This is a genomic window from Desulfofarcimen acetoxidans DSM 771, assembly GCF_000024205.1.
Classification (GTDB): Bacteria; Bacillota; Desulfotomaculia; order Desulfotomaculales; family Desulfofarciminaceae; genus Desulfofarcimen; species Desulfofarcimen acetoxidans.
In genome coordinates, this window is sequence record NC_013216.1 from 1,721,611 (window position 1) to 1,735,962 (window position 14,352).

Here is a 14,352-nt window from a genome sequence, read left to right on the forward strand (position 1 = left end):
TATTATAAACCGGGAAGTGACAGAAAAATGGTATTAAATAAATTTAAAATATTTTTGGAAATGATTAAATTTGAACATACCATATTTGCCTTACCCTTTGCCTATGTAGGAGCTATATTGGTGAACAAGAGCTTTCCCAGTTGGCATAATTTTATCTGGATAACTCTGGCCATGGTCGGTGCCCGCACTGCGGCTATGTCCTTAAACAGAGTTATAGATCGCCATATTGATGCTGTAAACCCGCGTACGGCTGTACGTGCTCTGCCCAAAGGCTTATTGTCAGCCGCAGAAGTGTGGCTGTATGCGTTACTGTCTTTCGGTTTGCTGTTAGTTGCTGCCTATCAGTTAAGTCCTTTGGCTTTAAAGCTGTTCCCGGTAGCAGTTTTCTTTTTGTCAATATACTCCTATGTTAAACGCTTTTCCTGGACCTGTCATATTTTCCTTGGCATAGCTTTGGGTCTGGCACCACTGGGCAGCTGGATTGCGATTAGCAACAGCTTAAGTCTGGCACCGGTACTCTTAGGTCTGGGGGTAATGTTTTGGGTAGCAGGCTTTGATATAATTTACGCCTGTGATGATTATAATTTTGATCTTAAGGCAGGTATTTATTCAATCCCTGCCCGGTTTGGCATTAAAAAGGCTTTGCAGATTTCTTCAATTTTTCACGTATTGGCCTCGCTGCTTTTCTTGAGCGTGGCATTAATAATGAACCTGGGTGTGTTTTATTTACTGGGAGGGCTAATTGCAGTTGTAATTCTTTTTTATGAACATTCACTGGTTAAGCCGCATGACTTGTCCAGAGCAGGTGTGGCTTTTATGAATTTAAACGGAACATTGAGTATGGTTATGTTCAGCTTTACCTTACTGGATATTATGTTCCCTTACCCTTTGTAGATAAAGCAGCACCGGTTCGAGGGGAGACGCCGGATGGAAGGGCTATTTCTTAAATCGGGTTTAGAGGATATTGCAGAAAGAGTATTGACAGGTAAAAGGCTTTCTTTTAATGATGGGGTGAGGCTTTTAAAGTCACCGGATATATTAACCATAGGCTATCTGGCCAGTCATATCTGCCGTCAAAAGAATGGTGACAGGGTGCATTTCATTGTTAACCGCCATATTAATCATACTAATATATGTGCCAATAGGTGTAAGTTTTGCGCTTTTGGCAGGGATGCCGGGGATAAAGGTGCCTATGTCTTGTCACTGGATGAAATAGAAGCCAAGGCGCTGGCTTCCCGGAATGAAAATATTTCTGAGATCCATATCGTCGGCGGTTTGAACCCTGACTTAAAACTGGATTATTATGTGGAAGCATTAAAGAGAGTAAAGCGAGTATTGCCGGGGGTTATTATTCAATCTTTTACTGCTGTTGAGGTTGCCTATCTGGCCGAGCAGCATAATATGTCCCTGCAGGAAGTCTTGATTACACTAAAAGAGGCGGGGTTGGATTCACTTCCGGGCGGGGGGGCAGAAGTATTTGCTCCGAGAGTTCGAGACCTCGTGTGTGAGAAAAAAATTAGCGGGGAGCACTGGCTGGCAGTCCACGAAGCAGCGCACGGCATAGGCATGAGAACCAACGCCACTATGTTGTACGGTCATGTTGAGACTATTGAGGAAAGAGTGGATCATTTAATCAAACTTCGCGATTTACAAGACAGTACAGGAGGTTTTTTAACCTTTATACCACTTGCTTTTCATCCTAAGAACACTCCTATGGAAGCCATGGGTTTAGCCAGGTCAACAGGATACGATGATTTAAAGGTATTAGCAGTCTCCAGATTATTACTGGATAACTTCGACCATATTAAAGCATACTGGCTGATGATCGGGCCTAAACTGGCTCAAGTTTCACTGGCCTTTGGGGTAGATGATTTAGATGGTACAGTGGTTGAGGAACAAATAGCTCATGACGCCGGAGCAGACACGGAACAATATATGTCCAAAAAAAATTTGATTAATATGATAAAGGCGGCCGGGAGAATTCCGGTAGAGCGGGACACCCTGTACAACACCATTAGGGAGGGTTTCTAGTGTCTAAGCTTCACTTAGGGCAAGTTGACTATCTGAATTGTTTGCCGGTCTACTATGCCCTGGAAGAGGGCCTGTCCCCTTTAGATGTTAAATTAATCAAAGGCCCGCCGACCCAATTAAATCGCCTGTTTTTATCAGGTGAACTAGATATTACGCCCATATCTTCCATTGAATACGCCAGGAATAAAGAGAAATGTATAATATTGCCGCATATGTCCATAAGTTCGGACGGTCGAGTGGAAAGTATACTGTTATTCAGCAGACTGCCGGTTACCGAATTGGATGGAAAAAAAGTTTGCGTAACTTCTTCATCAGCAACTTCCGTAGTCTTGTTAAAAGTGCTGTTCGAGCATTATTACCATGTGGATGTGGAATTTATTACAACAGAGCCGGATTTAGATGAAATGTTGACTAGGGCTGATGCAGCACTGTTAATAGGTGATGACGCTATGCTGGCCCATCACCGTGTGTTGCAGGAGAAACTGCCTCTGACAGTCAGTGATTTAGGTGAGGCGTGGAAATTGTTAACAGGCGAGAGAATGGTTTACGCCCTCTGGGTTATCAGGCGTGAATTTGCCGCGGCTTACCCGGAAGAGGTTTCACGTATTGCCAAGCTTTTATATGCTTCTAAGTTAATTGGTTTGGACAGTATGCCGGCTATTATCGGCAAAGCCAAACGGCGTTGCCCGTTGCCCATAGCAGTTTTAGAGGATTATTTCCTTAATGTAATCAAACACGAGTTCAGTGATGAATACCAGCATGCCCTTTTAACATTCTATAATTATGCTTATAAGAGCGGGGTTATTGAGGATCGCGTACAACTGGAGATATGGAGTGAAGATCTTGAGTAATATTTTTCCGCTGCTAAAAAAAGCAATAGCCGGTGGCAGGCTTAGCTTAGAGGAGGGTACTGCCCTCATGGAAACAAATGACCTGCTTGCTTTGGGTCAGGCTGCGGATATTATTCGGCAGCGCTTGCACCCGGAACGGCAGGTAACTTTTGTAATAGACAGAAATATTAATTATACCAATGTTTGCCTGTCACGCTGCAGGTTTTGTGCTTTTTATCGAGATCAAAATGCACCGGATGCTTACATAATCGGCTGGCAAGAATTATATGAAAAAATTGCGGAGACAGTGGACGCAGGTGGCACCGAACTTTTAATACAAGGTGGTTTGCACCCTGATTTAACACTTGATTATTATCTGGATATGCTGCGTTATATCAAGAGCAATTTTGATATTCATATACATTCCTTTTCTCCTCCGGAAGTTATGCACATGGTAAAAGGCTCCGGACTGTCAATTAAGGAAGTGCTGGAAAAACTCCGGGCCGCAGGTTTGGACTCTCTGCCCGGCGGCGGAGCCGAAATACTGGTTGACCGAGTGCGCGGCCAAATCAGCCCGGAAAAGATTGGCTGGCAGGACTGGATGAAGGTTATGTTGACCGCTCACAGTATCGGCATGAAAACTACCGCTACGATGATGTTCGGCCATGTGGAAACGAACGAAGAAAGAGTACTGCACATGATCAGGGTGAGAGAAGCTCAGGATCAGACTGGGGGCTTTACTGCTTTCATACCCTGGAGTTTTCAACCCAAAAATACACAGTTAAGCATGCCGGCAGCCAGTGGGGTGGAGTATCTGAAAACGCTGGCTGTAGCCCGCCTGGTTATTGATAACGTTCCTAATATCCAGGCTTCCTGGGTCACTCAGGGCGCCAAAATAGCTCAGGTTGCTTTAAGCTTTGGAGCTAATGATTTCGGCAGCACCATGCTGGAGGAAAATGTTGTGCGGGCGGCCGGTGTAACTTACCGTATAGCCTTGCGGGAGATTATTCACTGCATAAAAAATGCCGGCTTCACGCCTGCGCAGCGCACAACTGACTATAGGGTGCTTAGGATGTTTTAGAAGCTTTGTTTAGTCATGTTAAGCACTGCAAGTTCTTTATTAACAGGTGCTATAGTATGCTTTGACAAACCCCCGTCTGATGGCTGACAGGGGTTTATTTTTAGTAAAAATCTTAGTATTCAGGCAATGTGAACCACTGCCATAGACTATGTCTTTAATATTTTAGGCTTACTGGAGTTTTGATTGAGTATTACAGATCTTTATTTGAGTTCTGGCTTGCCATGTGGCTAAATCTGCCATATAATGTTGTATTGATGTAGATAACAGGATGTGAAGCATAATGAATAACCAGGCACTGATAGAAAAATTTCGCCTGCTGCCATCAGTGGATGAAGTGTTAAAAGTGTTGGACGACAGGCAAGTTAAAATACCACATAATCTAATTGTTGAAGTGGTAAGAAGAACGGTGGAGAGTTATCGCGAAAGAATAATAAAAGGCCTGCCCTGTGAAGACAGCAAAGAAACAGTCTTACGGGAAATAGTTGAAATGTCTGAGGTCAATCTTGAGGTGGCTTGCCGGTATAATTTAAGGCCGGTAATAAACGCTACCGGTGTGGTACTGCACACAAATCTGGGGCGGGCTATATTGAGTGAAAACGCCAGGCGCGCAGTGCAAACCATAGCCAATGGCTATGCTAATCTTGAATTGGATTTGACTACAGGCAAGCGTGGTTCACGCTATTCCGCCGTTGAGGGTATTTTAACCGGACTAACAGGAGCGGAGGCTGCACTGGTGGTGAACAATAACGCCTCTGCTGTACTGCTGGCACTGGGTACCCTTGCACGCAATAAAGAAGTTATCGTTTCCCGAGGTCAGTTGGTGGAGATAGGAGGTTCCTTTCGAATCCCGGATGTGATGGCGCAAAGCGGTGCCATTTTGGTAGAAGTAGGCACTACCAATAAAACCTATCCTGAAGATTATCGCCGGGCAGTGAGTGAAAACACGGGATTGCTGCTTCAGGTACATACAAGCAATTACCGTATATTGGGTTTTACTAGAGAGACTACTATAGAAGAAATGGTGGAGGTCGGTCGGGATTATGATCTTCCGGTTATGTCTGATCTGGGCAGTGGCTTTTTGGTGGATTTAAGCCGTTTTGGACTGCCGCCGGAGCCAACGGTGCAGGAGGTAGTCCGTGGGGGAGCGGATGTAGTGACTTTCAGCGGAGACAAGCTATTGGGAGGACCGCAGGCCGGAATCATAGTAGGCAAGAAAAAATATATTGATCTGATGAAAAAGAACCCATTAACCAGAGCGGTGAGAATTGATAAATTTACAGTAGCATCACTGGAAGCTACTTTGAGGGATTACCTGGATCCTAAGGCAGCCCTGCAAAAAATTCCGACATTGCGTATGCTGACCGCCCTGCCCGGAGAGTTGGAATACAAAGCGGATGTATTAGTCGAAAAAATTACTCCTTTGGTTGGAGAACTTGCCAGGGTAACTGTTGAAAAAGATTTTTCCCGGGTAGGCGGCGGTGCTATGCCTATTACTGAGTTGCCCACAACAATTGTCTCCATATCGCCGCGGCATATATCCCTGGATGAGTTTACGTCCAGATTGCGGCGTTATACCCCGGCAGTAATCGGCCGGGTGCAGGATAACAGGCTGCTGCTTGATCCTCGTACCGTTTTGGACGGGGAAGAAGAGCTGCTGGTTGAAGCGGTTGTAAAATGTCTGCAGGCAAGCAGTTAGGCTATGAGGGGAGGGGTAAGCCTTGAAGCACCTTATTATCGGCACGGCCGGCCACGTGGACCATGGCAAGACAATGCTGGTCAAGGCACTGACCGGGATTGATACGGACAGGCTGAAAGAAGAAAAAGAAAGAGGCATCTCCATTGAACTCGGCTTTGCCTCTCTGACTTTACCCGGTGGGCGCCACGCTGCCATTGTTGATGTGCCGGGGCATGAGAGATTTATTAAAACCATGCTGGCAGGTGCCAGTGGCATAGATATTGTACTGTTAATAATTGCCGCTGACGAAGGAGTAATGCCGCAAACCCGGGAACACCTGGACATTATTCGCCTCCTGCATATCAACCAAGGCATAGTTGTTATCACCAAGACAGATTTGGTTGAAGAAGACTGGTTGGAACTTGTCCAGGAAGAGATTAAGGATTTTATAAGTGACACTGTGTTAAAGGATGTACCAATAGTTAAAGTGTCGGCTGCTACCGGATATAATATTCAGGAATTACTGGAGCAAATTAATATTTTGGCTGAAGTAGCTAAAGAAAAGTCAACTGCCGGTCAGCCAAGGTTACCCATCGATCGGATATTTTCCATAACAGGTTTTGGTACAGTTGTTACCGGAACAATGGTTTCAGGCCAACTGAAAGTTGGCGACGAGATTGAAGTATTTCCGGAAGAATTAAAAGCCAGAGTGAGGTCCCTGCAGGTGCACGGTAAAAGTGTGGATTTGGCCAGGGCGGGCCAGAGGGTGGCGGTTAATTTAAGTGGTCTGGAAGTTGAGCAAATCAGTCGGGGCAATGTTCTGGCCCTGTCCGAAACCCTTACAGCCTCCTTCCGGTTAGATGTGCGATTTATGTTACTAAAGGACGCAGGCAAAGAACTGAAACACAGGTCGAGGATTAGATTATATACCGGTACTATTGAAGTACTTGGCCGGATTATCTACTTTGACCGTGAAGAATTAAAACCAGGTGAATGGGCTTATGGACAAATACAGTTGGAAGAAGCTGTAGCCACAGCCAAGGGCGACCGCTTTGTAGTCAGATCCTATTCGCCCATGCATACTATAGGCGGTGGAACGATTATAGATGCAACGGCATCCAAACACAAGCGCTACCGTCAAGAAATAATCGACAGGATGGTGATTCTGGAGAGAGGCACTCCAGATGAAATAATTGAACAGTATCTGGCCGGAATATTTATTCCTGCGCATATAAATGAATTAGTCAAAGCTACGGGTTTGAGTGAAATACAGGTTAAAGAAGCACTTACGGAGTTAAAGAATAAACAAAGAGTAAAATTTATCGATGAAAAAAGCGGTTATGTTGTCTCTGTTTATAGATATCAAAGCTGGACTCTAGATATACAAAAACTATTGAGCCAGTTTCACCGTGAATTTCCATTAAGGGAAGGCTACCCGAAAGAAGAGCTGCGTTCCCGCAAGTTCAAAAATCTAAATCCCAAAATATTTCAACTAATATTAACTGAGTTAAAAAATGATCAGATTATTAAAATACAGCCGCAAACCGTTGCTACTTTTGCTTATGAAATACAGCCTGATGCTGAGCAGCAAAAAATGTTGGAACTGATTGAAAAGACCTTCATTCAGGCACAATTTCAACCACCCGGTTGGGAGCAACTGGCCACAGAACTCAAAATTATAAATGAATTGAAGCAGGAGTTACTCCAGTATTTATTGCGTCAGGGCAGCCTGATTAAAATAGCTGATGATATGTATTTTCATCGAGATATTTTGAATAAGGGCAGGCAGATGTTGTCAGATTACTTCAAAAATAAAGAGGAAATATCTATCGGTGAAATAAGGGATTTGTTGACTACATCCAGAAAATATGCCATGCCCTTGCTCGAATATTTTGATCGCCATAGGTTTACCAGACGAATCGGGGACCTGCGGGTTATAGGGAAAGAGCTTGATTCAGGAATAAAACCTGAAAATTAATAAGGGCATGCTTAAGTTCTCATGCCCTTATCTACAATAACTTTTTCACGCTTTATTGTTTTACCTTGTATTGCGGTTCTTGTTGTTCAATGTAATTGACCCTGCCTTTGAGACCCTGGGTAATGCTTTCCAGCTGGGTTGCATAGTCATTAAATTGTTTCTGGGCATTTTTATCCTGAGTTTCCAAGGCAAAGGTTTCCAGTGTTGCTTTGGCACTTTCCAAGCTGGCCAGTGTCAGGTGCATTTTTTCACCGACAGTCATTTGAATAACCCCTTTCAAAATATTTTTTTGTTTGATTCTATTTTTTCTCTGGCTTGAGTTTTTTATTTGAACTAAATTATGGATAAAACAGGAGGCTGATTATGACAGGTGCTGCATCCCTTACAGGAATTATTAAATCTTTTATTGAACTGGAAGGCCCGGTAACCTTTGCTCGCTTTATGGAGATGGCCTTATATTATCCTGAACTGGGTTATTATGCTTCAGTCAGAGAAAAAATCGGGCGAAAAGGTGATTACTATACAAGTTCCGATGTGCATGCCCTGTTTGCCGGGATGATTGCCCGCCAGGCGGCGCAGATGTGGGCGATTCTGGGTCATCCTCCGGTCTGGCAGTTTATCGAGTATGGTGCGGGAAAGGGAAAACTGGCGTATGATTTTCTAAATCAACTGCAACAGCAATATCCAGACTGCTATGCTGCCCTAACCTATTGGATAATTGATGTCAGCCCTGACTTCAGAGAAAAACAGCAGGCAATTTTGTCCGGGTTGAACCTGCCACCCGGTAAGGTTAGCTGGGCAGACAGTCCTGCTCAAATACTGGAACTTCAGGGAAATAGAATAACAGGCTGCATATTTTCCAATGAATTGATTGATGCTTTTCCTGTGCACAGGGTGAGAATGCGTGAGGACGGTTTAAAAGAAATATATGTAGATTATCGGGATAACCGATTTGTTGAAGTTGAGGGTTTGCTCTCAGAAAAGTTGCTGCAGGATTATTTCGCCAAACAGCGGGTGGCTTTGAAAACCGGTCAGACGGCTGAAGTAAATCTGGCTGCTATTAAGTGGTTGAAAAATCAGGCGGAGTGCCTGGAGAAAGGTTATATAATTACTATTGATTACGGCTTAACCTCGGACAATTTATATAACAGGGCCCGTTTTGACGGAACGTTAAGATGTTTTCGGCGGCATACCTTAAACGATGATCCTTACCAGTATATTGGTGAGCAGGATATTACCGCTAATGTAAACTTTTCTGCTTTGGAAATTTGGGGTAAGGAGGCGGGTCTTAATATGGCCGGTCTGGTTACCCAGTCGGACTTTTTGCTCAATGCCGGTATTTTAGATATTCTTAAAACTTCTGACGATTACAGTTTCAATGAAAAAAAGCTGCATACTACTTTAGCCATTAAGCAGCTTATTATGCCGGAAGGGATGGGACGTTATTTCAAGGTTTTAATCCAGCATAAGGGTTTGCCGGCAGAACCGGAGTTAATAGGGCTAAGGAAACTTTCGATAAGATGATATACAGAAGGTGAAAAATTGTTTAAACAAATTGAAGTTAAAGCCGGTAATGGAAAACACACAGTTTGCCTGCTTGCTACAGTAACGGCTGACGGTTTGATTATACAACTGCTGGGGGGAGAAAAACCCCATGTCGGGGCAGTTGTCCTGTCAGTTATCCGACCGGACTCTCTTAATCAAGAAAAGGCTAAATGCAACAGTACGGTTGTACCCAGGCTAGGCCACCGGGAGGACGAGATAGCCAGGCCCATAGCCGAAGAAATTGCCGGGGCTTTGCGGCAAACAGTAGCCCTGGTAGCCGGTATACATATTGACAATGCCACTCAGGCAGATATAAAAATCTTAGTGGACAACTGCTACCAGGCAGCCAGGCTATTTATCAGGCAAGTCTCTTAAGCGAATTTCGAGCAGCCGCAGTACCATTTTCATTCTCCGCAGTGCTGCACCGCAGCATGGGAATTTCGTTAGAAATTATGCGCTACTGGACTTATCTTATCCATGTCTCCATCATGAGCATAATTTCCAACGAGTATGGCGAAATTAATTAACAATATTTCAAAATATTTAGCAAATATTTAGCAGGAATTTGTGATTGTTTATTGAAGTCTTATTCATTAGTATATTAGTTCGTTAAATAAAGGAAAGGAGTTATGTGATTTAATGAAACAAAATAATAATTTATTTGCTGTAGATGTTGCTTTTCCCTGCGGTCAGATCACACCCGAACAGTTGGTAGCTCTGGGGGAGTTGGTTAAAGAAACCGGTGTTTATACCACCAAGATTACTACCAGGCAAACTATGCTGGTTGTAATGGAAGAGGCCAAAGCACCACTTTTTAGAGAAAAGTTAAAAGATATAGGTTTTAAGGATGGTGCCGGTCCGGTTATTAAAAATATAAAAGTTTGTGCGGGAAATGATGACTTGTGCACAACTACTGTGAACAATGTTTTCAAATTGGGTATGCCCTTATATGAAAAATATGTTGCAATGCCCACTCCCAAGCATTTTAAGATTGCTATTGCCGGTTGTCCAAAAGGCTGTACGGATCCTTACTGTGCTGATTTAGGTATAATTGCTACTGGTAAAGGCAGCTATGACTTATTTGTCGGCGGTAAAGGCGGTACAATAAAACCGCAGCATGCAAAAAAAGTTGCAGCCGGTGTGCCGGAAGATAAAGTTGAGGCCGCTATAAGCTTTATTTTTGAAGCTTATAAAAAAGAGGCTGAACCAAAAGAAAAGTTTTGCAATACTATTGAGCGAGTTGGTTTGGAAAAATTTATTCCGCCACAAGATTTATAGAAACAAAAGCATTTAGTGCTGTTGAGAAACTATATTTTACTTCTGAAAGGTGACTGGTAAACCCTTGAAACATTGGGTTAGCAGTCGCTTTTTACTTTAATATGGATTTTAAAAAGAGATTTTTCGACGCTCTCATTTTACTGCCGGTTTTTAATAAAAATTTGTTCATAACCAGGATTATTTGTGCTGGACAGGGCAATAATAATTGATGATCAGACAACCGGGAGGTGAAACTATGGGTTTTAATTTCTTCGCCAAAAAAGGTTGCGGTATGAAGGAAGATAGTTTGGACAAAGAAAAGAAGATGGACGGGATCTCTGATAGCTCAGAGAATTCTGAAAGCAGTTTGGAAAACTCTTCATCAAGTTCCTCGTCAAGTTCTTCTTCAAACAGCAGCCAAAGCTAATATTAACAAGAAAGTCGCTTTAAGCGAATTTCGAGCAGCCGCAGGCACTCGTGCTCGACGGAAATTATGCGGTGCTAGCATTAACTTATTCGGGGGATCATCATAAGCATAATTTTCCAGAGTGCAAGAAAGTCGCTTTAAGCGAATTTCGAGCAGCCGCAGGCACTCGTGCTCGACGGAAATTATGCGGTATTAAGCTTAGCTTATCCAGAGATTCATCATAAGCATAATTTCCGTGAGTAAAGCAAAAATTTAAACAGAACCCTCGGGTTCTGTTTAAATTTTTGCAGTTATCATTGATTAATGGAAATACTTATTGACATAAAAACTTATTGACATAAAAAACCCCTTGATTTATAATAATACCAACGTACTGATAATCATTATCATTAAAAATAACTATTTTTTTTGTTGGCATACTGATAATGAATGTCGTTAACAAGGAGTTGACGAGTATGAAATTAGATAAAATTAAAAAGGGTCAGACCTGTAGGATAGTATCTATTCCCAGTCAGGATATTCGCACTCAAGTCATTCGCTTCGGTATTGCTGAAGGAGAGTTGGTATGTTGCGCTGAGATTGTTCCGGCCGGTCCGGTAATTATACGCAAGAACAGGCAGGAAATAGCCTTTGGCAGGTCCTTAGCCAAACAAATTGATGTGGTTCTAAATTAGACGGGAGGGGTATTGTGTCCGGTTGTCATGACGCTAATACTATGGAAGATTTACCCCCATGTTCGAAGAAAATTGTCCTGGCCGGAAATCCTAATGCAGGCAAATCAGTTGTTTTTAATTTTCTAACCGGCATGTATGTGGATGTATCCAATTATCCGGGCACAACCCTTGATATTTCCTCCGGCAGGTTGGGCGGAGATGTGGTAATAGACACACCGGGTGTGTACGGAATTTCTTCTTTCAACGATGAAGAGCGAATTGCCAGGGACATTATCTTGACAGCAGATATAGTAATTAATGTTGTAAATGCGGTCTATCTGGAAAGGGATTTATTTTTGACCCAGCAGATTATTGACACAGGGGTTCCGGTCATAGTAGCCTTAAATATGATAGATGAAGTAGAAAAACAAGGTTTGAGAATAGATGTACAAAAGTTAGAAGAAATTATGGGTGTTATTGTCATACCTACAGTGGCTGTATTGAAAAAGGGTTTGGTTGAATTAAAAAATGCGATACCCTCTGCCCACAGTGGAAATATTACGCCCAATTTGCCTTGCAAGCTAAAAGAAATCTCAATGGCTACCGGCAGTCAGGCCGAAGCTTTGTTAATTATTGAAGGAGATCAGGCAGTAGCCTGCCGCAACTGTTTGCAGACGGAATCTTTCAGGGAGGAAGTATATCTCTTACGCCGTAAGCATGTTAACGAAATAATTAATCAGACAGTTTTTGAAACAGGTAAAGGTTCTACTTTCAGTACTACGCTTGGCCGTATGATGATAAAGCCTTTAACCGGAATTCCGATATTGGCTGTTATTCTCTGGGTTTTATATGAAGTTATTGGTATAGTAATCGCAGGGAATGTTGTGGGTTTTACCGAAGGAACTGTTATGCAGGGTATATATGAGCCGGCAGTCAGAATGGCAGTTGGCTATGTTGTTCCTCTGGACTCCTGGCTGGGTATTATACTTACCGGAGAGTTTGGCGTTCTGACCATGACATTCAGTTATGTACTTGGGTTGTTGCTGCCGCTGGTGGCTGGTTTTTATTTGTTTCTGTCGCTTTTTGAAGATTCCGGTTACCTGCCGCGCATAGCAACACTGGTTGACAGGTTGCTGGTAGGCATAGGTTTAAACGGCAGAGCGATAATACCTATGATACTGGGTTTTGGCTGTGTTACTATGGCCAGTATCACCACCAGGTTATTATCTACGGAAAGAGAAAAGCGAATTGCTATTTTTCTGCTGGGCCTGGTTATACCATGTTCGGCGCAGTTAGCCGTTATTGCGGCAATTATAGGATCTATCGGTATTTCTTATGCGGCCCTTTACGGGCTGGTCATTTTCTGTGTGCTGGTTATCGTAGGGACTTTGCTTAATATTCTTCTGCCAGGTAACCCTACTGACCTTTTAATTGACTTGCCGCCTCTTCGCCTGCCGAGAATAGGCAATGTTCTGCATAAAACTTTCACTAAGTCTTATGCCTTTACCAAAGAAGCTGTACCGCTGTTTGCCGTAGGGGCTTTAATAATCAGCGTTTTTCAGCTTACAGGTATTCTGCTTTTCTTGCAGAAGATGATGGCGCCTCTGACTGTAGGCTGTTTAAATCTCCCCAGAGAAACCGCCACCGCCTTTATTATGGGAATAGTCAGGCGTGATTTTGGCGTAGCGGGTCTGAACGGCATGCACTTGAGTCCAGTGGATGGATTGGTTTCTATAATCACCATAACCTTGTTTGTACCATGCATAGCCTCTATCCTGGTTATTTTTAAGGAGCGGGGCAAGAAAGAGGCAACTATCATGTGGGGAGGTACCTGGGTTATTGCATTTACTGTTGGAGGAATTGTAGCCCAAGTTTTTAGTGCAGCTAAAAATATAAGCCATGGTAAGATTATGGTAGCTTTGGTCTTTATAGGTATGTCCATAATAACTATTATATTTAGTACTGTTTTCCACAGGTTAAAAGCAGTAAAATGCCTGAGGCGGGTAGAGTCTTAAGTATTAATTGCAGTTATACTTGAAAAGAGGTGCCTGCATGAAGACAATTGATAAACCCGAGAAAATAAAAAACATTTGTCCTACTTGCGGTTATCAGATTAATAAGGGTTTAGTTTTTCGCTGCCCCAGATGCTTTACCCCAATTCAGCCAGCCTGCTGCAGCGGTAATTGCAGCAAGTGCCGGTTAGAGAAAAATTGTTAGTATCGTTTTAAAATGAAGTTTTGGGAAGCAATAGCAGGTTTTATAGTATGCTATTGTTTCCCTGAAATATTAATTTTAAGAACCAAAGGATATTTTTTTTGCAACTATATTGATAATGATTATCGTTATTGTTGATGTTGCTGTAATTCATTTTTAATTTATTGGAGGCGGAGATTAATATGATTGTGAAACCATTAAGTTGCGCTAAAAAAGGTACAACTGTTCACATCCAAAGTATTAAAAATTGCTGTAATTGTAAGCTTCATCTGGAGGAAATGGGCTTTATCCCCGGTACTCCCATCAGGATTTGCTATTGCTGTAAAAAAGGCTCCCTGGTGGTGACTGTTCGTGGAGGTAAGGTTATGCTCGGGGAAGAAATGGCCAAGCAAATTATGGTTGTGTAGCAGCCGGAAGGAGGGAAGAAATGATTACTCTAAAAGATATAAAACCAGGCCAGACAGTATTAGTGGATAATGTTAAAATAACGGGCCAGGCAAGGGGGCGTTTTATGGCTATGGGGATAATGAAAGGAGCCAGGTTAAAGGTTATAAAAGTTGCACCCCTTGGCGACCCGATTGAGGTGCTGGTCAAGTCATACAACCTATCTTTTCGCAAGGCTGAGGCAGAGCAGATATTCGTAAGCTTAGTATAAGGGGGG

General features: G+C 42.9%; 16 protein-coding genes. 15 read left to right on the top strand and 1 reads right to left on the bottom strand.

Annotated elements, in window-relative coordinates; translation table 11 throughout:
* The first annotated feature begins 27 nt into the window (after positions 1-27).
* The 6 genes from DTOX_RS08035 (at position 28) to selB (ending at position 7,595) form a co-directional block, all read left to right on the top strand.
* Complete coding sequence (locus tag DTOX_RS08035) at positions 28-894, top strand: UbiA-like polyprenyltransferase (RefSeq protein WP_015757210.1); 867 nt, start codon at positions 28-30, stop codon at positions 892-894.
* Positions 895-927: 33 nt separating this feature from the next.
* Positions 928-2,031: an aminofutalosine synthase MqnE gene (gene mqnE, locus DTOX_RS08040; RefSeq protein ID WP_015757211.1), complete on the top strand. Its 1,104-nt coding sequence runs from the start codon at positions 928-930 to the stop codon at positions 2,029-2,031.
* On the top strand, positions 2,031-2,882 hold the full coding sequence (locus DTOX_RS08045; protein ID WP_015757212.1) for a menaquinone biosynthetic enzyme MqnA/MqnD family protein: 852 nt from the start codon (positions 2,031-2,033) through the stop codon (positions 2,880-2,882). Before mqnE ends, DTOX_RS08045 begins: the two co-directional genes overlap by 1 nt.
* Positions 2,866-3,942 (top strand): cyclic dehypoxanthinyl futalosine synthase, encoded by a 1,077-nt coding sequence (gene mqnC / locus DTOX_RS08050; protein WP_015757213.1) that lies wholly within the window; start codon positions 2,866-2,868, stop codon positions 3,940-3,942. Before DTOX_RS08045 ends, mqnC begins: the two co-directional genes overlap by 17 nt.
* 280 nt (positions 3,943-4,222) lie before the next feature.
* On the top strand, positions 4,223-5,638 hold the full coding sequence (gene selA, locus DTOX_RS08055) for an L-seryl-tRNA(Sec) selenium transferase (RefSeq protein ID WP_015757214.1): 1,416 nt from the start codon (positions 4,223-4,225) through the stop codon (positions 5,636-5,638).
* Between the two features lie 22 nt (positions 5,639-5,660).
* Entirely contained in the window at positions 5,661-7,595 is a 1,935-nt protein-coding gene (selB, locus tag DTOX_RS08060) for a selenocysteine-specific translation elongation factor (RefSeq protein ID WP_015757215.1), read from the top strand.
* A 52-nt stretch (positions 7,596-7,647) separates the two neighbouring features.
* Here selB and DTOX_RS08065 read toward each other — a convergent pair whose 3' ends face one another.
* On the bottom strand, positions 7,648-7,857 hold the full coding sequence (locus DTOX_RS08065; protein ID WP_015757216.1) for a DUF1657 domain-containing protein: 210 nt from the start codon (positions 7,855-7,857) through the stop codon (positions 7,648-7,650).
* A 101-nt stretch (positions 7,858-7,958) separates the two neighbouring features.
* On the opposite strand from DTOX_RS08065, the gene DTOX_RS08070 reads away from it, so the two are divergent.
* From DTOX_RS08070 to DTOX_RS08100, 9 genes are all read left to right on the top strand, one after another.
* Entirely contained in the window at positions 7,959-9,119 is a 1,161-nt protein-coding gene (locus DTOX_RS08070; RefSeq protein WP_015757217.1) for a class I SAM-dependent methyltransferase, read from the top strand.
* Between the two features lie 18 nt (positions 9,120-9,137).
* The gene (gene lpdD, locus DTOX_RS08075) at positions 9,138-9,515 is read left to right on the top strand and encodes a prenylated flavin chaperone LpdD (protein WP_015757218.1); all 378 of its coding nucleotides are present in this window, start codon (positions 9,138-9,140) and stop codon (positions 9,513-9,515) included.
* A gap of 264 nt (positions 9,516-9,779) precedes the next feature.
* On the top strand, positions 9,780-10,418 hold the full coding sequence (locus DTOX_RS08080) for a nitrite/sulfite reductase domain-containing protein (RefSeq protein WP_015757219.1): 639 nt from the start codon (positions 9,780-9,782) through the stop codon (positions 10,416-10,418).
* A 235-nt stretch (positions 10,419-10,653) separates the two neighbouring features.
* A complete protein-coding gene (locus DTOX_RS22895) occupies positions 10,654-10,824 on the top strand; it encodes a hypothetical protein (protein ID WP_015757220.1) in 171 nt (56 codons plus the stop codon).
* Positions 10,825-11,279: 455 nt separating this feature from the next.
* Positions 11,280-11,498 carry a FeoA family protein gene (locus tag DTOX_RS08085; RefSeq protein ID WP_015757221.1) on the top strand — a complete coding sequence of 73 codons (219 nt, stop codon included), beginning with the start codon at positions 11,280-11,282 and terminating at the stop codon, positions 11,496-11,498.
* Between the two features lie 14 nt (positions 11,499-11,512).
* Positions 11,513-13,492, top strand: a complete 1,980-nt coding sequence (gene feoB / locus DTOX_RS08090; protein WP_015757222.1) for a ferrous iron transport protein B — start codon at positions 11,513-11,515, stop codon at positions 13,490-13,492.
* 37 nt (positions 13,493-13,529) lie between these two features.
* Positions 13,530-13,694 carry a hypothetical protein gene (locus tag DTOX_RS22900; RefSeq protein ID WP_157862877.1) on the top strand — a complete coding sequence of 55 codons (165 nt, stop codon included), beginning with the start codon at positions 13,530-13,532 and terminating at the stop codon, positions 13,692-13,694.
* Positions 13,695-13,873: 179 nt separating this feature from the next.
* A complete protein-coding gene (locus DTOX_RS08095) occupies positions 13,874-14,098 on the top strand; it encodes a FeoA family protein (protein ID WP_015757223.1) in 225 nt (74 codons plus the stop codon).
* A gap of 20 nt (positions 14,099-14,118) precedes the next feature.
* The gene (locus DTOX_RS08100) at positions 14,119-14,346 is read left to right on the top strand and encodes a FeoA family protein (RefSeq protein WP_015757224.1); all 228 of its coding nucleotides are present in this window, start codon (positions 14,119-14,121) and stop codon (positions 14,344-14,346) included.
* Positions 14,347-14,352 lie beyond the last annotated feature (6 nt).